Raw genomic sequence first — 21,814 nt, forward strand, 5'->3', positions numbered from 1 at the left:
GATCTGGACCCTCGACAAGTCCTATCGTTCCAGGTCAGGAGCACTTCTCGCGTTTCTGATCAAGCCTCGGACAGCTCACCTCATGAAAGCCCGAGGCTAACGGCGCAGAACCGCAGGCGGTAAACGGTAGCGGGCAGACTCCGATTGGGCTGGCTCGGCTCATTGTGAACCATGATGTCAAGGCTCATTTTGAGGACCTCCCGTAGCGATCGAATTTGGATCCCGAGGCGGCTACTTGAGGTTGGCGAGAAAAGTTACATATTAATAATTTGAGATTTACCTCCGAGGCCTTTTTAGATTTCCCAGAAGGCTCGGAGATGGCGGTAGCTGACGGTAGCGCCAACGGCGGGTTGTCCGAGGCGGTGGTTCGCCGTCGACAGGTTGGGTGAGTGCGAAGGGCGATGGCGTTGAGCCGGAGTCGGTCAGCGGAGGCTGGCGGTGCGCAGAAGAAGTGCGGCTCCCGCTATGCAGACGCGAGTACATTGCGAAGCATCAGTACCGCGATGGGGGTCAGAATGTCCGACACCGCCTCCGCTGCCCCGGACCGCATCGGGGCACGTATCCGAGGGTTCCGCGCCCTCCGTGACTACTCGCTCTCCGAACTCGGCCGGCGCGCGCACGTCTCGCCCAGTCTGCTCTCCCGGATCGAGAACGGAGAGCGCGCTCTGAGCGAGTCCGTCCTCGCGGCCGTCGCCCGTGCCCTTGCCGTGAACGTCTCGATCCTCCGGGGCCAGCCGTACATCCAAACGCTCCAGAAGGAACAACTGGACGCCCTGCTCACGCCGATCAGCACGGCGTTCGACGACTGGGACCTTCCCCCGGACGATGCTCCACCGCCGCGTTCGCTCGATGCCCTCGAAGACGAGGTGCGCCGCCTCCGTGACCTCCGCGTGAAGGCGCAGTTCACCGAGATCGCTGGGTTCCTGCCGGGGCTCGTCTCCGAACTCGCCCTCGCTACGCAACTCCATGCGGTCCCGGGGCGCGATCGCGAGCGAGCATACGCAGCACAGGCCGAGGTCTCCCGTACGGCGGCCATCGTGGCGTACCGGATCGGGTACATGGATCTCGCGCGCCTGGCCCTGTCACGAATGGCGGTCTCAGCGCCGCAGTCGGGCGATCCCCGGCAGGTCGCCATCGAACGTTACGAGCGGGCGCAGATAGCGGCGGACAGTTCGCGACCGGACCGCGGTGTCTCGCTCATGCGGCACTCGCTGCGGGAGCTGGACGACGACGGTACGCGCGCCACACGGGCCGTGCGCGGAACGCTTCAGCTTCGCGCGGCGACGCTCTCGGCCCGTGGCGGGGACGAGAGTGGCGCGGCGGACTGGATGGGCCAGGCCGCTGAACTCGCCGACGCGACCGGCGAAACCCGTGACTACGCGCTCGCGTTCGGCCCGCTCAATGTCCATCTGCATGAGATCGCGGCGGCCGGCGATCAGAACAACTACGACGAGGCACTGGCAGTCGCCGCAGACGTACGGCTGCCCGACGACTACCCGCCCACTCGCGCAGCGCACTTCTGGATCGACAAGGCGCGCGCCCAGACATGGACCGCCCAGAACGATGAGGCTCTGGCCTCACTCAACGCCGCACGGGCAGCGTCGCCGCAGCTCACCCGGTACCACCACTCCGTACACGAGACGGTGGCGACGCTCCTGCGCGCCAGGCAACGAGCCAGCAACGGGCTTCGCGACTACGCACTGTGGTGCGGCGTTTAACACTCTGCTCAACCCTCGTCAAGCCCTGCGGAGTTGACACTTTGGTCAACGCCACAGGGCTTCCGTGCGGTCACGATGAGTCACAACGAATTCCCCGGCGGCGGCGCAGACAACCCGGGGTGGTGACCTACCGGACGGAAGCAGGTCGAGATGACGCAGGCTCCAGCCCTCGGGCATGAGCGCGATCCCGGGGCCAGGATGACGATCCGCGTCTACACGGTGCGCGGCGGAAGCGGCGAGATCGTCGAGGATCGTGGCGTGGTCAGGGTCTTGGTGAGTGATGACCCGCCCCCGCTGAGGATCGCGTTCCCGCCCTGCGCCTGCCCCCTGCACCGCAGGCAGGAGGCCGCACAGTGACCACCCGCGCCGCCACGGACACCCCGCCCCCATCAACCGAATGCACCGTCGCACAGCGGCCGGAGTACGCGGATCTGCACCCGGCCTGCCGCCAGACCAAGGACGTCCCCTTGCCCCATGGAGGCGGGCTGCTGCTGATGCGGCGGTGCGGTTGCACTTGCCACAGCTGGACCGGAGTTGCCCCATGACGCCGGGACTGCCCGTGTGCCATCACTGCGACGGGCTGATCATCGACCCCGAGGACGCGGTCGTCGTGGCGTACGTGCACACCAACTCCGGGCCCGGCAGGGTGGTGTGGGCGCACGGTGCGCACGCACAACTCGTACATCCGGATCCGTATCCGCTCGCACTGCTGGCGCGTATTCGCGCGCTGTGCGCTGGGGGCTCCAGCTGAGTCGTCGCCCTGGGCCCGGTGACCGAGAGACAGCACACGTCGGTCGCCGAGGCCCAGCGGGCCGTCTTCCGACTGGAAGATTTTTGAGACAGCGGATGACGACGAGGTGTGCCGTTCGGATTCCCGCAGGGTGATCTCCACCGGTTCATATGATCTCAGCGCTACCGCAGATGAACGTGGTGTCCCGGAGAAGTTCCGGCGTGATGCGAACGCCCGTCAAGTGCTCGGCGAGGGCGAACGCCGCCTCCGTGTCCAGATCATCCGCAGTGTCGGAGATCTCGTCCCCGAACTGGAAACCGATGTGGTGCATGGCGTCCAGGAGGGCGTCGGGGGTCGTCCCCCAGCGGTAGTCGGGGGAGCCGGGTTCGAATGTCAGACGCTTGACCCTGTCTTCGGCCCAGAGGAACCTATTGACGCCGTTGATATTGACGTAGTGCGAGACCCAGCGCGTTCCGGCGGAGGCCGGTAGGGCGCGTTCTTCGGTGACCCCCAGATAGCCGATGGGCTCTATCAGCAGGGTCCAGTCCCCGACTGTGGTCACGGCGATGAACTGCCAGGTGTTGTCTGAAAGGTCGAGGATCTCGAAGGCCGCGTCCACTATCGCCGTCGCACCTTTCAGGGAAGGCTTGGCCTCTCCTCCGAGGCGGGTGAGAACGTCTGCGGGTGGCAGGTTGTGCACCAGCGTGAAGCAGTACGCCTCCGCGAGTTCCGGGAAGAGCTCCCCGAACCACAGGTAGTCGGCAGCAGTCGCAGTCGATCCCACCAGAACTCCCATTCGCGGCGCTTCATAGGCTCCTGGGCGTATGTCTCCCAGGAGTGGTTTGCCCATGGCGGGACTCTACGAGCCACCACTGACAGAGCACCCGAGGGAGCACCCTGAAGCACCCCGTGGAACTACGCCCCGTCAACCCCATCCCGCACAACCTCCCGAGCCACAGTCCTCCTCGCCCCCGCCAACTCACCCGCGATACGACCCACCCGCTCCTCATCCGCCGCAACCAACCCCGCCACCGCAGCCCCCTCCAGCAAACGCCGTCGCCTCAAGTGGGTCGGCGGGTGCGTCGAGTCGACGCTGTGGCCGCGCAGCGCGCCTACTCTGCGCTGGCGTTCGTACTCCGACTCCGGGACGGAGTCGATATGTGCCGCCAACTCCTCCCAAAGGCCCTCGCCTTCGGTGCCCCGAGTCTGGCCGCTTCGCCGCAGCCGGCGGTTGTTCACCTCGCGGCGCAGGGTGATGTCGATGGAGTCGGTGACCAGGAGGCGGTCCATCAGGCCGACAGCCGCGTTCGTCGAACCGGCCCTCGCCGCAGCCGAGTCGGCGAGGTACTCGCTGCGCTGCGTGGCCCGCAGGGTGAGGGTGTCGAGGAGCATCAGTACGCCCTGGAGGAGGAGTCGTGGCACGACGTACGCCAGGTTGGTGATCATCTGGATCGCGGTCGCCGGGTTGGCGATGGGGGAGACGTAGTGCAGCCACAGGCCGAGCGAGTGGAACGCGCTGCCAAGGACCAGGCCGCGACGAGTGTCGCCGTTGCTGTAGTGGCCCAACTCGTGGCCGAGCAGGGCGATTCGGTGCTCGGGGGTGAGTGATTCCCACAGGGGGAGGCCCAGGGTGAGGAGGCGTCCACGGAGGCCGTAGGTCCGTACGCTCGCGTTGATCGACGCGTTGACCGCTACGGCGTTCACGCCCCTCGTACCCGATGCTTCCGCGATCTCGTCGATCAGCGCGAACAGTTCGGGCGCCTCCGGGCGGCGCAGGACGACGCCGTTGTCCTCCTCCTTCGGGAGGCGGCCCAGCCTCGGCCGCAGTGCGAAGCCCAGCAGGAGCAGGAACAGTCCGGGCAGCATGAGGAATCCGCCCCAGCCGCTCACCACGCACCAGATGCCGGTCAGGAAGAGGGCAGCCGTCACTCCGTGGATCAGCAGCGCGACGGCGTAGGCCAGTGCCCCGTACACATCACGATGAGCCCGCTGCCCTCGGGACGCTCCCGCCGCGCCCGTTTCCGTTCCCGTTTCCGTGCTCATCGTGTCCAGCAGCTTCTCGCCGTGCCGCTGCGCCAGCGTGCGGCGCAGGGCCTCCAGCCTGCCCGTCTTCTCCTCCGGGCCGCCCGGATCCACGTTCCAGTCGCACGCCGGACACCACGTGGTGAATCGGCTGTCCGCCTGGATCTCCGTACCGCACTGAGGGCACTGACTGGACTCCAGCAGGCCTTCTCCGATGGTGCGCATCGCTGCGTACCTCCCCCCGGACCTCTCCCCAGAGGTCGCTCTGTTCATGACATGTCGGGGTCGATCATGCCAGTGCCTTTTGACGGCTGGAGTGGAGAGGGGTAGGTGACTTGCCTTGTCCAGGCAAGCGAAGAGGGATATATCCAGCGGCATATCGCGCAGGCTGGGTTGGTGGTGCTGCTGCGACGCGACCGGCCTGACTCGCAAGCCGCGTTACGCCACGACCACCCGCGTCCCGTTGAAGTTGGCCACGACCTCCAGCTCTCCGCCCAAGGCGGCGACGTAGGCGGCCACGGTTCCCACCTCTGCGGATGACGTACTGCCACGCTCGATGGCGGACACCCGTTCCTGGCGCACATGCATACGATCGGCGACTTCGCGCTGGGTGAGACCGAGTTGACGGCGCATCTCGGCGAGCCGGTGCGCGCGTGCCTCGGCCACCATGCGCCGGGCTCCTGCTGAGATCTCGCGAAGGTCTTCGGCGTCGAAGACCTCCTCCTTGACCTCGTCCCAGGAGTGGAAGCTGGTCATGTTCACGTCTACTTCCGTTGTCTCTGCTCCAGGGGTGCGAGCCACTGCGTGTACCGGGCTTCGGCCAAGGGGATGGAGTGCCTGTACCACTCGGTCCACCGGCCCGCCTTGTCGCCGGCGACGAGTATGACTATCGATTCCGTCCGGTGGGGATGACGACCTGGCCGCGGGCCCCCAGCCGGACGAACTCCTGGCGGTCTCCATCGGCCCCGGCCGGATCGAGCACCGGGCGGCGGCAGGGACGGCCCGGCGCTATGGTGGAAGGCGCGACACGCTCTGTAACCATTGGAGAACTGTGGTGACCATCATGACCGAGCGTCCGACAGTCATAGACGGAGACGCTCCTGCGGCCGGGTCCTTCGAGGACATGCTCCGGATCGTCGAGGAGATGGACACACCTGCCGGCTACAAGGCCGAACTCATCCGGGGGAAGATCGTCGTGTCGCCGTGGTCGAAGCTGCGTTACAAGAGGGTCATGAAGGCTCTGCGGCTGCAATTGGAGCCCCACGCCCCGGAGGGGCACGACGTAGATGTGGCGCCCTTTCTCTTCAGGTTCCCTGGATTCGAACGCGGCTTCGGGCCTGACCTCCACGTCGCCGACGAAGCGGCCTTCGACGACGAAGGCCGCCACGCCGACGCAGCTGCACTCTCCCTCGCCGCCGAGCTGACCTCTGACTCCACCAAAGACGTCGACTGGCTCGACAAGACGGACACTTACGGGCGGATCGTGCCTGTGTATCTCCTGCTCGACATGAGGATGCAGGAGATCAACGTCTTCTGGGATCCGTCTCCGAAGGGTTACCGGTCGCGGACCAATGTGCCCTTCGGGCGGCCCGTGCGTGTCCCCGCCCCGTTCGACTTCGAACTCGACACATCGGCGTTCATCATCGAGGCCAAGGCGGAAGCACAGGGAACAGCCGAAGGGAACGCCTCGGCTGAGAAGTGAGGCAGGCCGCCGCCCGCCTCACCACCCCCAGCCCCATACTCCTCACCAGGTCAGGACACGGACGCGAACGTGTACGTGGCCGTGGGCGTCCTCAGCACCCGCCCGCCCGCCGCGAACTCACCACCACATCGTCCATCCGCACGTCGTACGACGCCGGCGTCGGGTTCCCCTGGTACAGCTGCCACCCCAGCTTCAGCTTGTCGAACGTCGGGAAGGTGAAGTCGGAGTCCTGGGCGCCGCCGTGATGGGTGGCGTCAACCGTCAGGTCCGACTGCTCGACCCCGTCGAAGTACACCGTGACGCGGCTGTCCCTGGCGTCCAGATGGAATTCCACGCACTGCCACTTGTCCGCCACCGCCGGTGCCGACGTCTTCCACGACGTCCAGTCGCCCGTCGGGCCCAGGTCGGAGCCGACGCCCCAGAAGTTGCCCTTGTCCGTGGGGGCGTACTGGCCGCCCAACGGACGTACGAGGGTGGGGGAGTCGGAGCCCGAGGCCTCCGCCATCGTCCAGTGGGCCCAGTCGGGGGAAATCGGGTAGGCGTCCACGCGTAGGCGCAGGCGGGCCCAGTAGCTGTTGCCGGGCGGGGCGAGGTCGGGGAAGACCAGGAACGCGCGGCCGTTGCCCTCCGTGTGGATGCGGAGTTCGCGGCCCTTGCCGGTGGAGCTGCGGGCGACGGTCAGGGTGCCGTTGGAGGTGTCCGTCGTCCAGCCGCGGCCGGCGGTCACCGGGCCGAGGGGGAGGTGGTCGAAGTTCTCACGAGCGAGGGGGCGTTGGCCGAGTGCCGTGTCGTGCACCGGGGTTGCCGAGGCGGTGGGGGGTATCGCGAGCAGGGTGGCCGCCGTCGCCGCGACGGCGGACAGTGCTGCGATCGATTTCCTCAGAATGGTCATGTGCCCAGTCTGTAACGGGAGTTGACCAAGTTCCTAGAGGTGTCGGCGAGCCGAAACGCCCCAGGGCCCTGTTTCTGTCGATACAGAAACAGGGCCCTGGGGGCAAAGCAAACGACTGCGAAAGATCAGAACCGCCGAGTGATCAGCGCCCTCTTCACTTCCTGGATCGCCTTCGTGACCTCGATGCCACGCGGGCACGCGTCCGTGCAGTTGAAGGTGGTCCGGCAACGCCAGACACCGTCCCGGTCGTTCAGGATCTCCAGGCGCTGCTCGCCCGCCTCGTCACGCGAATCGAAGATGAACCGATGCGCGTTCACGATCGCGGCCGGGCCGAAGTACTGGCCGTCGTTCCAGAAGACCGGGCACGAGGAGGTGCAGGCCGCGCACAGGATGCACTTCGTCGTGTCGTCGAACCGCTCGCGGTCCTCGGCCGTCTGGAGGCGCTCGCGCGTCGGCTCGTTGGTGTCCTTCGTGATGAGGAAGGGCATCACGTCGCGGTACGCCTGGAAGAACGGCTCCATGTCGACGACCAGGTCCTTGAGGACCGTCAGGCCCTTTATGGCCTCGACCGTGATCGGCTTCGCCGGGTTGACGTCCTTGATCAGGGTCTTGCAGGCAAGGCGGTTCTTGCCGTTGATCCGCATGGCGTCCGAGCCGCAGATGCCGTGCGCGCAGGAACGACGGAACGTGAGCGAACCGTCCTGGTCCCACTTGATCTTGTGGAGGGCGTCGAGGACGCGCTCCTTCGGGTCGATCTCCAGCTGGAAGTCTTCCCAGACCGCCTCGGCCGCCAGCTCCGGGTTGAAGCGGCGGATGCGGAAGGTGACCGTGATGTACGGGGAGTCGGCGAAGCCGGGCTCGGGCTCGCCGGCCGCGTCGGCCTTGTCCAGAACAGGGGTTGCCATCAGTACTTACGCTCCATCGGCTGGTAGCGGGTCTGGACGACCGGCTTGTAGTCGAGACGGATCGACTCGGCGCCGTCGTCGCCCACCTCGCGGTACGCCATGGTGTGGCGCATGAAGTTGACGTCGTCGCGGTTCGGGTAGTCCTCGCGGTAGTGACCGCCGCGCGACTCCTTGCGGGCCAGGGCGGAGACCGCCATGACCTCGGCCAGGTCGAGCAGGTTGCCCAGCTCGATGGCCTCCAGGAGGTCGGTGTTGAAACGCCGGCCCTTGTCCTGGATCGAGACGTTCAGGTAGCGCTCGCGCAGCTCCGCGATCTTCTCGACCGCCGTCTTGATCGTCTGCTCGGTGCGGAACACCATCACGTTGGCGTCCATGCACTCCTGCAGCTCCAGGCGCAGCGTGGCGACGCGCTCAGTGCCCGTGGACTCGCGCAGGCGCTCCACCTGGGAGACCACCAACTCGGCCGGGTTCTCGGGCAGTTCGACGAAGTCGGCCTTCTGGCTGTACTCCGCCGCCGCGATTCCGGCCCGCTTCCCGAACACGTTGATGTCCAGGAGGCTGTTGGTGCCCAGGCGGTTGGCGCCGTGCACCGACACACAGGCGACCTCGCCGGCCGCGTACAGGCCCGGCACCACCGTCGTGTTGTCGGAGAGCACCTCACCCTCGACGTTCGTCGGGATGCCGCCCATCGCGTAGTGCGCGGTGGGCTGGATCGGGATCGGGTCCGTGTACGGCTCGATACCGAGGTAGGTGCGCGCGAACTCGGTGATGTCCGGGAGCTTGGCGTCGAGCTGCTCCGGCGGGAGGTGGGTCAGGTCGAGGTAGACGTGGTCGCCCTCGGGGCCGCAGCCGCGGCCTTCCCGGATCTCCGTGTAGATGGAGCGGGACACGACGTCACGGGACGCGAGGTCCTTCATGACCGGCGCGTACTTCTCCATGAAGCGCTCGCCGTCCTTGTTGCGGAGGATGCCGCCCTCACCACGGGCGCCCTCCGTCAGCAGGATGCCCATGCGCCAGATGCCGGTCGGGTGGAACTGGAAGAACTCCATGTCCTCCAGCGGCAGCCCGCGACGGTAGACGGCCGCCTGGCCGTCACCGGTCAGCGTGTGGGCGTTCGACGTCACCTTGAAGAACTTGCCGGTGCCGCCGGACGCGTAGATCACGGCCTTCGCCTGGAAGACGTGGATCTCACCGGTGGCGAGTTCGTAGGCCACGACGCCCGCGGACCGCTTCACACCGTCGACCTCGACGATCAGCTGGTCGAGGACGTAGAACTCGTTGAAGAACTCCACGCCCTCCTTCACGCAGTTCTGGTAGAGCGTCTGGAGGATCATGTGACCGGTGCGGTCGGCCGCGTAGCAGGAGCGGCGGACCGGGGCCTCGCCGTGGTTCCGGCTGTGGCCGCCGAAGCGGCGCTGGTCGATCGTCCCGTTGGGCGTCCGGTTGAACGGCAGGCCCATCTTCTCCAGGTCGAGGACCGAGTCGATGGCCTCCTTCGCCAGGATCTCGGCGGCGTCCTGGTCGACCAGGTAGTCACCACCCTTGACCGTGTCGAAGGTGTGCCACTCCCAGTTGTCCTCCTCCACGTTGGCGAGCGCGGCGGCCATACCGCCCTGCGCGGCGCCCGTGTGGGACCTGGTCGGGTAGAGCTTCGTCAGTACGGCGGTACGGCTGCGCTTCGTCGACTCGATGGCCGCGCGCATGCCGGCGCCGCCCGCGCCGACGATGACGGTGTCGTACTTGTGGATCTTCATCAGTATTACCTCAGCCCCTTGTGACCCGGTGGCCTAGCGGATGTTCGGGTCGAAGGTGAAGATCACCAGCGTGCCCAGCAGGATCGTGAACACCGTGGCGGTGTAGAGCAGGCCCTTGAGCCACAGCCGGGTGTTCGCGCGCTCCGCGTAGTCGTTGATGACGGTGCGCAGGCCGTTCGCGCCGTGCAGCATCGCGAGCCACAGCATCAGCAGGTCCCAGACCTGCCAGAACGGGGAGGCCCAGCGGCCGGCCACGAAGGCGAAGCCGATCTTGGAGACACCGCCGTCCAGCACCAGCTGGATGAGGAGGTGGCCCAGGACCAGGACGACCAGGACGATGCCGGACAGGCGCATGAACAGCCAGCCGTACATCTCGAAGTTGCCCCGGGTGGACTTCGGGGACTTCTTGGTGCGCTTGCGGGGGGCCTCGATCAGGGGCGCCGGGTTGTCGGCGTCGTACCCCGAGAACGTGCCCGCGCCCTCGACGGGGCCGATGCCCGCGGTGGATTCAGTCGTCGCCATGTGTGTCAGCTCCCGAACAGTTCACGAGCGGCGTGACCGAGGACGGGGTAGATCGCCCCGAGCATCAGCACGACCCACAGGCCGACGACGGTCCACAGCATGTGCTTCTGGTAGCGCGGGCCCTTCGACCAGAAGTCGACGGCGATGACGCGCAGGCCGTTGAGCGCGTGGAAGAGGATGGCGGCGACGAGGCCGTACTCCAGCACGGCGACGATCGGCGTCTTGTACGTGGCCACGACCTTGTCGTATGCCTCGGGGGAGACACGGACGAGAGCGGTGTCCAGGACGTGTACGAACAGGAAGAAGAAGATGAGGACGCCGGTGACTCGATGAGCCACCCAGGACCACATTCCTTCCCGGCCGCGGTACAGCGTTCCAGCCGGCACGGAAAACCCTCCGGGAGCGGGGATCGGGGCCGCGCCGGCTTGGTTGTCGGACGGGCCCGGCCGGGTACGGTCCTCCGGCCCTCGCCATCGTAGCGACGTGTTGTCGGAACGCTTACAGCGGCCCTACCGATGTGATCAAACTGGCTCTTACGGGCTACTGGGGGCGGCTACGGGGGGAAGGGGGGAAGGGATCGCGGTTGTGTGCCGGGTGCGGGCCGTCAGGGGCTGGTCGCGCCCCGCGGCGGAGCCGCATATGTCACAGCCCCGCGCCCCTTACGTACGTCACCAACCGTTGCCTTGCGAGGCGCCGGAGTTCTTCGGCGGCCACCACCCGTTCCTCCTCCGGATCGTTTGCCAAACGTGACCGGATGCCTGTCAGGACCTGGTTGAGGGCCTCGTCCGGGGAGGTGTGGTCGACGCAGATGACGAACACGTGTCCGAATCGACTCTCGTACGCCGCATGCGCGGCCCCCAGTGCTGTGTGGGCCGCCGAGTACACGCCCTCCGGGAGGTCGGGCAGGGACTCCGCGGCCAGGGCCTCCGCGAGGTCGCTCGAGGTCAGGTCGTACGCCGCCTCGTCCGCTGCGGCGAGCAGGGAGTCCAGGTCGGGGTAGGGGCGGTGGTCGGTGAGGCGGCGAGCCCAGCGGAGGCTGCGCAGGCAGGTGAGGAGGGCGCGCTCGACGTCCTCGGCCGGATCGGTGTTGAACCGCTCCAGGCTCGTCGGCGTAAGAGAGCCCGGCAGGGTGGGGCAGGGGGACTCGGTGCGCGTCTGGGCCGGCATGGCGAGACCGCCGGAGCAGTGGGTGAGACGGTGCGCGGGCAGCGTGAGTCCTCGGCGTCGTGGGCTGGTGGGGTGTGTGAGGTACGCGTCATTCGGTGTGTGAGATGCGCGTCAATTGCCGCTCACATTATCGAGAAGCGGTCAGGAGCCGTCCGACGGACGTCTGAATTTCACCCGAACGGGAGAGTTTCGGAACGTATCGTGGACGACTTCGGGTACGGCGGATTCGTAGGCGCAGAGGCGGAGGAGATCCAAAGAGTGGGTGGCATGCGGGCGATATGTGAGGCACGGACGGGCGGGAACCGGTGACCGGGCGGAGGCGGCGGGCTCCCGAGCGGAAACGAGGTCTGAGCGGGAAGACGTACGGACAAGGGTCCAGGTTGCTTCTCGGGGCCGGTGTTCTCGTCGCCGCCGGGGCGGTGGGCGTTTCCGTCGCCTTCTGGCCGGTCGGCGACTCGGACCCCGGCACCGACATCGACGCCGGCCGGACCGCCGCGTCGACCGGGGCGGCGCGCTCCTCGGAGGGAACAGAAACGGCCGACTCCGCGCCCGCCGCCGGGTCCCGTGACTCTTCCCGCGTCACGCCCTCTCCATCCCCGGCCCGCGTCTACCCCCTCTCCAAGACGCCCCGCACCATCCCCGCCGTACGCGAGCACATACCCGCCCGGGGCCCGGGCTGGCGTCCCGCCTCGACCGCGCGGGTGGTCGTCACCGCCGGCGGGCTGGCCGACGAGGGGAAGCTCCTCGCCGGTGAGCTGCGGATGACGTACGGCGGTACGGCCGCACCTCGTGCCGGGGACGTGCAGCTCAAGCTGGACCCGGGTCAGGCGACGCGCGGCCCCGAGTCCTACACCCTCACCGTCACCAACCGGCGCGTCACCGTCTCCGGTCCCACCGAGGCGGGCGTCTTCTACGGCACGCGCACCCTCAAGCAGGAGGTGACCGGCGGCGGCACCGCGTCCGAGGGCGTCGTACGAGACCGGCCCGCCAAGCCGCAGCGCGGGCTGATGCTGGACATCGCGCGCAAGCACTTCACGGCGTCCTGGATCGAGGACCGCGTCCGTGAACTGGGCGACCTCAAGTTCAACGAGCTCGGCCTGCACTTCTCCGACGACCAGGGCTTTCGGATCGCCTCGGACACCCACCCGGAGATCGTGTCCAGGGACCACCTCACCAAGGCCGAGGTCCGCCGCATCCTCGCCCTCGCCGCGAGCCGCCACATCACCGTCGTCCCCGAGATCGACTCGCCGGGCCATCTGGGGGCGGTCCTCGCCGCTCACCCCGACCTCCAGCTGACCAACGCGCAGGGCACGCCGGCCCGCGGGGCGATCGACATCTCCAAGCCCGGGGCCGCGAAGATCGTCGACGATCTGCTGGGCGAGTACGCCGACCTGTTCCCCGGCGCGTCCTGGCATCTGGGCGGCGACGAGTACCGGGCCCTGACGGTCGCCAACCCGGCGGCCTCCTACCCGCAGCTCGCCGCCGCGGCCACCGCGAAGTACGGTGCCGGCGCCGGCGTCTCCGACCTCGCGACGGGCTGGCTCAACGACCGCGCCGCGACCGTGCGTTCCCACGCACCCCGGAACCGGACCGTGCGTGCCTGGAACGACGGCTTCTACGCGTCGAGTTCGGTCCAGGCGGGCAAGAACGTCCAGGTCGCCTACTGGACCGGCAAGGAGATCGGCGCCCGCAAGCCGACCGCGTATCTGAGCGCGGGCCGCAAGGTCGTCAACTACAACGACGAGTACCTCTACTACGTGCTCGGGCAGCCGAACACCTTCGTCTATCCCACCGGCGAGCGGATCTACAAGCAGTGGACGCCGCGGGTGCTGCGCGGCAGTACGGCCGTCTCCTCGACGTACGACAGCCAGATACTCGGCGGGGTCTTCGCCGTCTGGTGCGACCTCGCCGGATCGCAGACGCAGAGCCAGGTGGCCGCCGGAATCCGGCTGCCGCTGCGGGCGACCGTACAGAAACTGTGGGATCCCCGGGCCCAACCGTCCCTGTCCTGGACCGACTTCAAGAAGCTGGCGAAGCAACTGGGCTGAGAGGGGCCGCGGCAGGCGGGGCAGGCGGGGACGGGCTGATACCGGCTGGACGCGGGGGCGGGTTGAACCATAGGTTCCGCACACAGTTTCGTATTCGGGGGGATCCTTATGTTCAACAAGCGTGCCCAGACACCCACTCCGGCCGGACCCGTCGTCCAACCTGACGGACCGGCCTGGCTGCGGTCGCCCGTCTGGCTCGGCAAGGCCGTCGCCGTACTGCTCGGCGTGGTCATGGCCGCCGACCTCTTCGCCGTCTACGCCGGCATCACCATGCAGGACGCACTGGACTCCCTCGCGTACGACAGCCTCCCCTTCGAATACGGCACCGTCCTGCGCGACGCCGACCGCGCGGACTCGCTCTACAGCACCGCCGGATACATACAGACGGCGACCTTCTTCGTGACCGCCGTCGTCTACCTCGTCTGGTTCCTGCGCGTACGGGTCAACGCCGAGGTGTTCAACCCGTTCGGGCACAGCAAGAAGCGCATCTGGGCCGGCTGGTGCTGGTTCGTGCCGGTCGTGAGCCTGTGGTTCCCGCGCCGGATCATGCTGGACATCTGGGACGCCAGCAGCCCCGCGGGCACCCGCGCCCCGCACGGGCTGGTCAACGCCTGGTGGACGGTGTGGCTCGTCGCGCTTCTCAGCAGCCGGAACGACTTCAGGACGTTCCAACGTGCCGACACGGCCGAGGAGATCCGCAGCGCCGTCGACCAGGCGATGTTCTCCGACGCCGCCGAGATCGTGGCCGCCGTGCTCGCCATCCTCGTCGTGCTGCGGGTGACCCGTATGCAGAACGAGAAGGCGCTGCTCGGTCCCGCCGCCGTGGGCGTCTGACACGCCCGAAGCGTCGGATCCCTGGCCAACTGCCTTGTCTCTGTGGTGTATTCGGCGCGGGCACAGCGAGCAGAACCAGAACGCCAGGGGGATGGCATTGGGTTACTGGGGCTATTTGATCGTGGGCAGGAGCGAGCGGCCGCTCGCCGAGACCGACGCCCTGCGGGCGGTGCGCGACGCGCTCACCTCGCGCGAACGGCGGGACGACGGCTGGCAGGTCTGGGAGTACCCGAGCGGTGACGGTGACGTCGGCAGCATGAACACCCTCGCCCTGGAGACCGGCGCGCCCGCGCTCTTCGGGTACGTCATGGACAGTCACTGCGTCGTGCTGGAGGCGGCGGCACCCGAGAGCGGGGCGTGGACCACCTGTCTGGCACGCGGCGCCATGGCCGGGTACCTGGGCGACGGGGAAGGGGGAGGGGAGGAGGGCGGCGGGCTCACGCTCGACGACTACTTCCTCGAACCCGGCGACGCCGCCCGACGCGCGGTCGACTGGGCCGCGGAGGCCGGGCACACGGTGAACGCCGGGCCGCTCCTCGACGTACTGATTTCAGAGCCCGACCCATTGGCCGAAAACCTGTTCTTCCGGTTCCTCGACCGGCTCGGGGTTCTGCCCCTGTGACGCTCCGGGTACGTTGCACGCAGTAAGGGGAAATGCGGGCTCCGTAAGGGATGGCGCCCCGCGAGGGAGGCGTGCATGAGCCTGGTGGAACTGATCGCTCGGGCCGACGAGCGCGGCCTGGCAGCCAGCGGACTGGCTTGTTTGGATCGGTGCGTCGCTCTTCTGGGCGGCGACGACGAGATGCTGCGTCCCCTGTGGGCGAGTCTCGCCGACGGCGGCGACGCGGAGGAATGGGCGACCGGGCTGGAACAGGCCCGCCTCAAACTGGCCACGGATGGCACAGCGGAGACCGAGGGCGAGGCCGCGCTCCTCGCCCGGGGCATGCTCGCCGCCGCCCCCGACACCCGTTCCGAGGCCGAGGTACGCGAGTGGGCCGACGCCTGTTCCCTCGCCGCGCTCCGCATCCACCGGCTCCTGGACGCCTTCCCCGCCGGCCCTTCCTCCATCGAGTCGAACCGGGAAGGCCGTACGGAGGGCATCTCACCCCTCGTCGCGGCCGAGCTGCGGCGTCAGACCAAGGTGCTGGAGCTGCTCGCCGAGCACGGCTCCGGCGGGCTGCGGCAGGCGCTCGCGGTGTCCACGGAGGGCCGGCGCGTACTGCGCGCGGTGGTGTCGCGGCGGGCACGCGGCCGGGCCTGACCGCCCGGCCCCGGCGAGCCGTGTGGGTTTCCTGTGGGCGTCCCGGGAGGGAGCTGGGGTGGATCTGGGGTGGTCCCGTACCGATTCACGTCAGTCGCCGCAATGGGGTGACACCGGCCGCCACCTGCACGCTTTCCTTGACTGTGACAGCACATCGAGCACCAGAGCGACTGATACGCCCGCAGGCCGCCGCGAAGCCCGTACGGTGGGCCGCCGACACCGTCTCGACGATGCGCGAGGGCGCCCGACTGCGCCTCGACTACTCGACCCAGAGCCTGTGGCGCGTCGACCGCATGATCGAGGAACTCCGCCGCGAGCAGACCCCGTACGCCGCCGTGGAGTCGGTGCTGCGCGGCTTCGGTGCGTACGCCGGTGAGGTGATCGTGCGCCAGGCCCAGGGCAGCGCGGAGTGGCTCGAGGCGGGCGGCGGGCATTGGATCCGTACGGCCGACGGGCAGTTCTGGGACCCGGTCGACGAGGCCCGCCGCTGCTTCGGCGGCCACGGTTCGCTGCGGCTGCTGTGCCTGGACGCGACGGCGATCTGAGCCGACCCGGACCGGCCACCAGGACGGGCCTGAGCTGTGACACTTCCGCGCCGGGCGACGCAGATGCCCATGGGGACGGGGAAGTCGCCCCCGCACTCGTATCCGGTACGTCGGTTCGGTACGGACGAGGACAGCGCTTGGGCCAGGGACGACGGGAACCCCGCCGAGTACAGGCGTACGACGAGGAGTTGGGCGACGCGGTCACGCGGGCCCAGGACGGGGACGAGGCCGCCTTCGCGGTGGCGTACCGACTCGTGCAGCCCGGACTCCTCGGCTATCTGCGCGCCCTCGTCGGCGAGGAGGCGGAGGACGTGGCGTCCGACGCCTGGCTGGAGATCTCCCGCGACCTGGGCCGCTTCAAGGGCGACGGAGCGGGGTTTCGCGGCTGGACCGCGACCATCGCCCGCAACCGCGCCCTCGACCTGCTGCGCCGCCGACGGGTACGGCCGCAGGTGACGGCGCTCGAACCGTACGTACTGGACCTGCCCGGCCCCTCCAGCACTCCCGACCAGGCCCTCGAGACCCTGTCCACGGAGTACGCCCTCGGGCTCATCGCCGGGCTGCCGCGCGACCAGGCCGAGGCGGTCCTGCTCCGCGTGGTCGTCGGCCTCGACGCTCCCGCCGCCGCCCGCGTCCTCGGCAAACGCCCCGGCGCGGTACGTACGGCCGCACACCGCGGGCTGAGACGCCTCGCCCGGCAACTGGGGGAACCGGCATGAACGGCGGCGACAGCGGCGGCGACCGTGACCGGCGCCGGGACGACTGGCGCTGACCGGTTCGTGAGGGAGAGGGGCTGTCTCACTGGGCCTCAAGGATGAACGCCATAGGTACCGCGGTACTACCCGGCGGCCCAAGTGCGTCCTCCAGTGCCGGGGGACGGCGCGCATCCGCTCCTAGCTTGAGTTCGGGGCTGTTCCGGCCCCCTCCCCCCGACCTCTCGTCTCCCGCTGGAGTACACCGTGGCCACCTTTCTGTACCGGCTGGGCAGGCTCGCCTTCCGGCGACGCCGGCTCTTCCTCGCACTGTGGATAGTCGTCCTCGCAGCCGTCGGAGTGGGCGCCGCCAACAGCCCCGGCACCTCCACGGACGACTTCACCCTGCCCGGTACCCAGTCGCAGAAGGCGATCGACCTGCTGGAGAAGGAGTTCCCGCAGGCCTCCGCCAACGGTGCCACCGCCCGGGTCGTCTTCCAGGCGCCGAACGGGCAGAAGCTGACCTCCGGCGGCAACAAGTCGGTCGTCGAGTCCCTCGTGGCCGACCTGAAGACCGCCCCGCAGGTGGCGAACGCCTCCGACCCGTTCACCAGCGGGCAGGTCAGCAAGGACGGCACCATCGCCTTCGCGCAGGTCACCTACAAGGTGTCCAAGGCGGACCTCAGCGACGAGGCGTCGGGCGCCCTGACCAAGGCCGCCGACGAGGGTGAGAAGGCCGGACTCACGGTCAGCCTGGGCGGCAACGCGGTCCAGGAGAAGAGCGCCAGCAAGGCGGCCGAGATGATCGGTCTCGTGGTCGCCGCGTTCGTCCTGGTGATCACTTTCGGCTCGCTGCTCGCGGCGGGACTGCCGCTGCTCACCGCGATCATCGGCGTCGTGACCGCCGTCTTCGCGATCACCATCGCCACCGCGTTCGTGGACATGTCGTCGGCCTCCACGACCCTCGCGCTGATGCTCGGGCTCGCGGTGGCCATCGACTATGCCCTGTTCATCGTCTCCCGCTACCGCAGCGAGCTCCGCGAGGGCCACGAACCGGAGGAGGCCGCGGGGCGGGCCCTGGGCACCGCCGGTTCGGCCGTCGTCTTCGCCGGTCTGACCGTGATCATCGCGCTGGCCGGACTGAGCGTCATCGGCATCAAGATGCTCACCACGATGGGGCTGGGGGCCGCCTTCGCGGTCGCGGTCGCCGTCGTGATCGCGCTGACCCTGCTGCCCGCGATGCTCGGCTTCGCCGGGACGCGGATCACCAAGGGCAAACTGACGACCCAGCGGCTGCGCGCGCAGGAGCGCGGCGAGGGCGAGACGATGGGCGTCCGCTGGGGACGGTTCGTCACCCGCAACCCCGTCAGGATGCTCGTCGGGTCGGTGCTCGTCCTCGGTGTGCTGGCCATCCCCGCCCTGTCGATGCGGCTGACCCTGCCCGACGACAGCATGGCCGCCCCCGGCAGCACCCAGCGCGCCTCCTACGACACCCTGAGCAAGGGCTTCGGCGAGGGCTTCAACGGACCGCTGACCGTGGTCGTCGACGCCCGCGACAGCAAGGACCCCAGGGCCGCCGCGGCCGACGCGTACGCCAAGGTCGGCAAGCTGCCCGACGTCGCCGCCGCTCGCCCCGCCGTCTTCAACGAGGCCGGGGACGTGGCTCTGATCGGCGTCGTGCCGAAGAGCTCCCCGTCCAGCGAGGACACCAAGGACCTGGTCAACGCCATCCGCGACCAGAGCGCCGGCCTGCACGCGGACACCGGCGCGGATCTGCTGGTCACCGGCACGACGGCCGTCAACATCGACGTGTCCGCGAAGCTGGGCGAGGCCCTGCTGCCCTATCTGGCCATCGTCGTCGGCCTCGCCCTGATCCTGCTCCTGCTGGTCTTCCGGTCCATCCTGGTCCCGGTCAAGGCGGCGCTCGGCTTCCTGCTCAGCATCGTCTCCACCCTCGGTGTGGTGGTCGCCGTCTTCCAGTGGGGCTGGCTGAAGGACGTCTTCGGTATCGACGAGGCGGCACCGATCGTCAGCGTCCTGCCGATCTTCATGATCGGCGTGGTGTTCGGTCTCGCCATGGACTACGAGGTCTTCCTCGTCACCCGGATGCGTGAGGAGTTCGTCCACGGTGCCGAACCCACCGAGGCCATCGTCGCCGGGTTCCGGCACGGCGCCCGGGTGGTCACCGCCGCCGCCGTCATCATGATCGCGGTGTTCGCCGGGTTCCTCCTGGACGACACCGCGCTGATCAAGTCCATCGGGCTGGGGCTCGCCGCCGCCGTCCTCTTCGACGCCTTCGTCGTCCGGATGACCATCGTCCCGGCGGTGATGACCCTGCTCGGCCGCCGCGCCTGGAGCCTGCCGGCCTGGCTCGACCGGATCCTGCCGAACGTGGACGTCGAGGGCGAGAAGCTGCGCCACACCCTGGAGGCCCAGCGGTCGCAGAACGGCCCGGGCGGTGACAGGCCGGAGCAGGCCGAGCCCACGCCGCTGCACCAGGGCTGACACGCACCGCCGCACCGAAGAGCGCCGCGGTCGAAGCCATACGATCCCCCCGAGCGGGACGGATCCCGGCCGACCGTGTCCTCGAAACTCCGCCCGTCGGCCCCCCTTCCCCCTGGGCCGACGGGCGGATCCGCCTGCTCCGTGAAGGGCGTACACCGTGACCTCGACAAACGCACCCGAGTCCACCGCCGACAGCGGCGAGCGGGTGCTGCGCATTCCGGGGCCGCTGATGAGCGATCCCGAGTACCGCGTGATCCGCTCGCTCATCCTCCGGCTGGCCACCTGGCGCCTGGCCGACCAGGCCCATCCGCGGGTCAGGCGATGGGCGGTGCCGGCCCTGTGCGCGGTGCTCGGCCTGCCCGCCGTACTGCACGCCTCCGACGGCCGCGAGGCGTTGACCGCCCTGGCCCTGGCGGTCGCCTACGCCGTTCCGCTGCTGTGGCGGGACCGCCGGCCGCTGCTCGTCTTCGCCGTCGTCTCCTGCGTCCTGGCGGCCTCGTTCCCGCTCGACACCATCAGCGGCTCCGCCACCGCCTGGGTGCTGGCCCTCCACCAGGTGGGCCGGCACGAGACGCCCCGCCGACTCGCCCTCGCCGCCTCCGCCGCCCTCGTGGAGATCCTCGTGTGGGCCTTCTTCGCCCGGAGCGGTCAGCAGCTGGAGCAGATGACGCGCCCCGACGTGGTGACGCTCATGGTGATCCTCCTGTTGTGGGGGAGTGCCGCGCTCGGACTGGCCGGCCGGCTGGTGGACGCGGCCATGGCCTCGCTGGAGAAGGAACGCGACCAGCAGGCACGCCTCGCCACCGCCCAGGAACGCGCCCGGGTCTCCCGCGAGATGCACGACATCCTCGGCCACACCCTGGCCGTCATCGTCGGCCTCGCCGACGGAGCCGCCGCCCTCGCCGTGACCAGGCCCGAGAGCGGCGCCGACACGCTGCGCATCATCGCCGACAGCGGTCGCGACGCCCTGGGCGAACTGCGCCGCCTCCTCGCCGTCATCGGCGACGAGGACGCCCCACGGGACCAGGCCCCGCTCGCGCCCCAGCCGGGCCTGGCCGACCTCGACGCGCTGCTGCAGCGGATCCGCGCGGCCGGCCCCACCGCAACCCTGCGCACCGAGGGCGACCTCACCGGCCTCACCCGGGGTCTGCAGCTCGCCGTCTACCGCATCGTCCAGGAAGCCCTCACCAACAGCCTCAAGTACGCGGGCCCCGACACCACGGTGACCGTCACCGTCACGGCCGACGCCCACCTCGTACGGGTCGCCGTGGAGGACACGGGCCCCGCGCACGCCACGAAAGCGGCCCGCCCGAGCGGCGCCGGCAGCGGCCGGGGCGTCGTCGGCATGCGCCAGCGGGCCGCGCTCTACGAGGGCAGCATCGCCGGCGGCCCCAACCTCCGCGGCGGCTGGACCGTCCGAGCCCTCCTGAAGGCCGGCCCGTCGACCCCGTCCGCCACCGGTACGACCAACCACCCCGCACAGGAGCCGCCCGCATGACCACCGTGCTCATCGTCGACGACCAGGCCCTGCAACGCCTCGGCTTCCGCATGCTGTTGCAGGCCCAGCCGGACATGTCCGTCGTGGACGAGGCCGTCAACGGCAGCGAGGCGGTCCGCAAGGCGGCCGAACTGCGTCCCGACGTCGTCCTGATGGACGTACGCATGCCCGGCATGGACGGCATCGAGGCCACCCGGCGCATCGTCGAGTCCGGGGGCCGCTCAAAGGTCCTCGTGCTGACCACGTTCGACCTCGACGAGTACGCCTACGAGGCCCTGCGTGCCGGAGCCAGCGGCTTCTTCCTCAAGGACGCCCGCCCCGACGAACTCGTGGTCGGCATCCGCGCGGTGGCCGCCGGGGACTCCGTGATCTCCCCCGGCATCACACAGCGGCTCATCGACACGTTCACCCAGCGGGCGCCAGGCGGCCGGGGCGCAGCGCAGGAAAGCCGGCTCGCGGTCCTGACCGAGCGCGAGCGGGAGGTGCTCGTCGCGGTCGCCTCCGGCTGGACCAACATCGAGATCGCCGAGCGGCTCCACCTGGCCGAGTCGACCGTCAAGTCCCACGTCAGCCGCATACTCGCCAAGATCGGCGCCCGAGACCGAGTCCAGGCGGTGATCTTCGCCTACGACACGGGACTGGTACGGCCGTCGTGAAGCCCCTGGCCGGCAGGACGCGGACTCCCGTGCCTCGGGTGACGCCGGGCCGGCCGGAGCGAGGGCGGGCGCCGATGGACCACGGAGACGACCGGGGCCGCCACCCCCCACAGGAGAGGCCCCGGCCGTCGCGCGGTACGGGCCGCGCGGCGGCCCGTACCTTCTACAGCGCCACGCGTTCGTTTTCTGTCACACCGTCACCGCGTCACGAGTCAGTTGCACAATGGACGGACATGGACGAGGAGCACTTTGACGCCGTAACGTGCCTTTCGCTACAGGTCGCGGACGACGGGCACCCACGTCCTTGAGGCCTGGGACCGCAACCATTCATTGAGGAACCACGACGGCGAGGACCGGGTCCGC

At 69.1% G+C, this 21,814-nt stretch carries 22 protein-coding genes; 13 read left to right on the forward strand and 9 right to left on the reverse strand.

All coding sequences use genetic code 11. The annotated features are described in order from the left end of the window. The first annotated feature begins 515 nt into the window (after positions 1 to 515). From PV396_RS33280 to PV396_RS33290, 3 genes are all read left to right on the forward strand, one after another. Positions 516 to 1,718: a helix-turn-helix transcriptional regulator gene (locus tag PV396_RS33280; protein ID WP_319211022.1), complete on the forward strand. Its 1,203-nt coding sequence runs from the start codon at positions 516 to 518 to the stop codon at positions 1,716 to 1,718. Between the two features lie 150 nt (positions 1,719 to 1,868). Then, on the forward strand, positions 1,869 to 2,075 hold the full coding sequence (locus tag PV396_RS33285; protein ID WP_319211024.1) for a hypothetical protein: 207 nt from the start codon (positions 1,869 to 1,871) through the stop codon (positions 2,073 to 2,075). A gap of 184 nt (positions 2,076 to 2,259) precedes the next feature. Next, complete coding sequence (locus PV396_RS33290; RefSeq protein ID WP_319211025.1) at positions 2,260 to 2,469, forward strand: hypothetical protein; 210 nt, start codon at positions 2,260 to 2,262, stop codon at positions 2,467 to 2,469. A gap of 145 nt (positions 2,470 to 2,614) precedes the next feature. Here the strand turns inward: PV396_RS33290 and PV396_RS33295 are convergent, their stop codons facing one another. The 3 genes from PV396_RS33295 to PV396_RS33305 form a co-directional block, all read right to left on the reverse strand. Continuing rightward, on the reverse strand, positions 2,615 to 3,298 hold the full coding sequence (locus tag PV396_RS33295; RefSeq protein WP_319211027.1) for a DUF6461 domain-containing protein: 684 nt from the start codon (positions 3,296 to 3,298) through the stop codon (positions 2,615 to 2,617). 65 nt (positions 3,299 to 3,363) lie between these two features. Continuing rightward, positions 3,364 to 4,695: a M48 family metalloprotease gene (locus tag PV396_RS33300; protein WP_319211029.1), complete on the reverse strand. Its 1,332-nt coding sequence runs from the start codon at positions 4,693 to 4,695 to the stop codon at positions 3,364 to 3,366. 213 nt (positions 4,696 to 4,908) lie between these two features. Then, positions 4,909 to 5,226, reverse strand: a complete 318-nt coding sequence (locus PV396_RS33305; protein ID WP_319211369.1) for a helix-turn-helix transcriptional regulator — start codon at positions 5,224 to 5,226, stop codon at positions 4,909 to 4,911. A 307-nt stretch (positions 5,227 to 5,533) separates the two neighbouring features. On the opposite strand from PV396_RS33305, the gene PV396_RS33310 reads away from it, so the two are divergent. Next, complete coding sequence (locus PV396_RS33310; RefSeq protein ID WP_319211371.1) at positions 5,534 to 6,172, forward strand: Uma2 family endonuclease; 639 nt, start codon at positions 5,534 to 5,536, stop codon at positions 6,170 to 6,172. Between the two features lie 91 nt (positions 6,173 to 6,263). Here PV396_RS33310 and PV396_RS33315 read toward each other — a convergent pair whose 3' ends face one another. The 6 genes from PV396_RS33315 to PV396_RS33340 form a co-directional block, all read right to left on the reverse strand. Next, complete coding sequence (locus PV396_RS33315; RefSeq protein ID WP_319211031.1) at positions 6,264 to 7,064, reverse strand: hypothetical protein; 801 nt, start codon at positions 7,062 to 7,064, stop codon at positions 6,264 to 6,266. 125 nt (positions 7,065 to 7,189) lie between these two features. Continuing rightward, positions 7,190 to 7,969 carry a succinate dehydrogenase iron-sulfur subunit gene (locus PV396_RS33320; RefSeq protein ID WP_319211032.1) on the reverse strand — a complete coding sequence of 260 codons (780 nt, stop codon included), beginning with the start codon at positions 7,967 to 7,969 and terminating at the stop codon, positions 7,190 to 7,192. Further along, the gene (gene sdhA / locus PV396_RS33325; RefSeq protein WP_319211034.1) at positions 7,969 to 9,723 is read right to left on the reverse strand and encodes a succinate dehydrogenase flavoprotein subunit; all 1,755 of its coding nucleotides are present in this window, start codon (positions 9,721 to 9,723) and stop codon (positions 7,969 to 7,971) included. Before sdhA ends, PV396_RS33320 begins: the two co-directional genes overlap by 1 nt. A 33-nt stretch (positions 9,724 to 9,756) precedes the next feature. After that, on the reverse strand, positions 9,757 to 10,245 hold the full coding sequence (locus PV396_RS33330) for a succinate dehydrogenase hydrophobic membrane anchor subunit (RefSeq protein WP_319211036.1): 489 nt from the start codon (positions 10,243 to 10,245) through the stop codon (positions 9,757 to 9,759). 5 nt (positions 10,246 to 10,250) lie between these two features. Next, positions 10,251 to 10,631: a succinate dehydrogenase, cytochrome b556 subunit gene (gene sdhC, locus PV396_RS33335; protein ID WP_319211038.1), complete on the reverse strand. Its 381-nt coding sequence runs from the start codon at positions 10,629 to 10,631 to the stop codon at positions 10,251 to 10,253. A 256-nt stretch (positions 10,632 to 10,887) separates the two neighbouring features. Then, positions 10,888 to 11,412 carry a 2-oxo-4-hydroxy-4-carboxy-5-ureidoimidazoline decarboxylase gene (locus PV396_RS33340; protein ID WP_319211040.1) on the reverse strand — a complete coding sequence of 175 codons (525 nt, stop codon included), beginning with the start codon at positions 11,410 to 11,412 and terminating at the stop codon, positions 10,888 to 10,890. 380 nt (positions 11,413 to 11,792) lie between these two features. On the opposite strand from PV396_RS33340, the gene PV396_RS33345 reads away from it, so the two are divergent. The 9 genes from PV396_RS33345 to PV396_RS33385 all read left to right on the forward strand — a co-directional run bounded on the left by PV396_RS33345 (position 11,793) and on the right by PV396_RS33385 (position 21,451). Next, positions 11,793 to 13,460, forward strand: coding sequence for a glycoside hydrolase family 20 protein (locus PV396_RS33345; protein ID WP_319211042.1), 1,668 nt, complete (start codon positions 11,793 to 11,795; stop codon positions 13,458 to 13,460). A 108-nt stretch (positions 13,461 to 13,568) separates the two neighbouring features. After that, positions 13,569 to 14,294 carry a DUF4328 domain-containing protein gene (locus tag PV396_RS33350; protein ID WP_319211044.1) on the forward strand — a complete coding sequence of 242 codons (726 nt, stop codon included), beginning with the start codon at positions 13,569 to 13,571 and terminating at the stop codon, positions 14,292 to 14,294. Between the two features lie 97 nt (positions 14,295 to 14,391). Beyond that, positions 14,392 to 14,916 carry a hypothetical protein gene (locus PV396_RS33355; RefSeq protein WP_319211373.1) on the forward strand — a complete coding sequence of 175 codons (525 nt, stop codon included), beginning with the start codon at positions 14,392 to 14,394 and terminating at the stop codon, positions 14,914 to 14,916. Positions 14,917 to 14,991: 75 nt separating this feature from the next. Continuing rightward, positions 14,992 to 15,555: a hypothetical protein gene (locus PV396_RS33360; protein WP_319211045.1), complete on the forward strand. Its 564-nt coding sequence runs from the start codon at positions 14,992 to 14,994 to the stop codon at positions 15,553 to 15,555. A 143-nt stretch (positions 15,556 to 15,698) separates the two neighbouring features. After that, positions 15,699 to 16,100, forward strand: a complete 402-nt coding sequence (locus PV396_RS33365; protein ID WP_319211047.1) for a hypothetical protein — start codon at positions 15,699 to 15,701, stop codon at positions 16,098 to 16,100. Positions 16,101 to 16,237: 137 nt separating this feature from the next. Continuing rightward, entirely contained in the window at positions 16,238 to 16,819 is a 582-nt protein-coding gene (locus PV396_RS33370; RefSeq protein WP_319211049.1) for an RNA polymerase sigma factor, read from the forward strand. Positions 16,820 to 17,059: 240 nt separating this feature from the next. After that, positions 17,060 to 19,297 carry an MMPL family transporter gene (locus PV396_RS33375; RefSeq protein ID WP_319211051.1) on the forward strand — a complete coding sequence of 746 codons (2,238 nt, stop codon included), beginning with the start codon at positions 17,060 to 17,062 and terminating at the stop codon, positions 19,295 to 19,297. 157 nt (positions 19,298 to 19,454) lie between these two features. Beyond that, on the forward strand, positions 19,455 to 20,795 hold the full coding sequence (locus tag PV396_RS33380; protein ID WP_319211053.1) for a sensor histidine kinase: 1,341 nt from the start codon (positions 19,455 to 19,457) through the stop codon (positions 20,793 to 20,795). After that, positions 20,792 to 21,451, forward strand: coding sequence for a response regulator transcription factor (locus tag PV396_RS33385; RefSeq protein ID WP_319211055.1), 660 nt, complete (start codon positions 20,792 to 20,794; stop codon positions 21,449 to 21,451). The genes PV396_RS33380 and PV396_RS33385 overlap by 4 nt, the downstream gene beginning before the upstream one ends. Positions 21,452 to 21,814 lie beyond the last annotated feature (363 nt).

The sequence above is a fragment of the Streptomyces sp. ME02-8801-2C genome (genome assembly GCF_033793965.1).
Lineage (GTDB): Bacteria > Actinomycetota > Actinomycetes > Streptomycetales > Streptomycetaceae > Streptomyces.

Excerpts from the sequence above, each read along its gene's own strand:
- PV396_RS33315 (WP_319211031.1), bottom strand. The coding sequence starts at position 7,064 with ATGACCATTCTGAGGAAATCGATCGCAGCACTGTCCGCCGTCGCGGCG.
- PV396_RS33360 (WP_319211045.1), top strand. The coding sequence starts at position 14,992 with ATGAGCCTGGTGGAACTGATCGCTCGGGCCGACGAGCGCGGCCTGGCA.
- PV396_RS33330 (WP_319211036.1), bottom strand. The coding sequence starts at position 10,245 with ATGGCGACGACTGAATCCACCGCGGGCATCGGCCCCGTCGAGGGCGCG.
- PV396_RS33385 (WP_319211055.1), top strand. The coding sequence starts at position 20,792 with ATGACCACCGTGCTCATCGTCGACGACCAGGCCCTGCAACGCCTCGGC.
- sdhA (WP_319211034.1), bottom strand. The coding sequence starts at position 9,723 with ATGAAGATCCACAAGTACGACACCGTCATCGTCGGCGCGGGCGGCGCC.
- PV396_RS33340 (WP_319211040.1), bottom strand. The coding sequence starts at position 11,412 with ATGCCGGCCCAGACGCGCACCGAGTCCCCCTGCCCCACCCTGCCGGGC.
- PV396_RS33320 (WP_319211032.1), bottom strand. The coding sequence starts at position 7,969 with ATGGCAACCCCTGTTCTGGACAAGGCCGACGCGGCCGGCGAGCCCGAG.
- PV396_RS33350 (WP_319211044.1), top strand. The coding sequence starts at position 13,569 with ATGTTCAACAAGCGTGCCCAGACACCCACTCCGGCCGGACCCGTCGTC.
- PV396_RS33285 (WP_319211024.1), top strand. The coding sequence starts at position 1,869 with ATGACGCAGGCTCCAGCCCTCGGGCATGAGCGCGATCCCGGGGCCAGG.
- PV396_RS33300 (WP_319211029.1), bottom strand. The coding sequence starts at position 4,695 with ATGCGCACCATCGGAGAAGGCCTGCTGGAGTCCAGTCAGTGCCCTCAG.
- PV396_RS33280 (WP_319211022.1), top strand. The coding sequence starts at position 516 with ATGTCCGACACCGCCTCCGCTGCCCCGGACCGCATCGGGGCACGTATC.
- PV396_RS33310 (WP_319211371.1), top strand. The coding sequence starts at position 5,534 with ATGACCGAGCGTCCGACAGTCATAGACGGAGACGCTCCTGCGGCCGGG.
- PV396_RS33305 (WP_319211369.1), bottom strand. The coding sequence starts at position 5,226 with ATGACCAGCTTCCACTCCTGGGACGAGGTCAAGGAGGAGGTCTTCGAC.
- PV396_RS33295 (WP_319211027.1), bottom strand. The coding sequence starts at position 3,298 with ATGGGCAAACCACTCCTGGGAGACATACGCCCAGGAGCCTATGAAGCG.
- PV396_RS33290 (WP_319211025.1), top strand. The coding sequence starts at position 2,260 with ATGACGCCGGGACTGCCCGTGTGCCATCACTGCGACGGGCTGATCATC.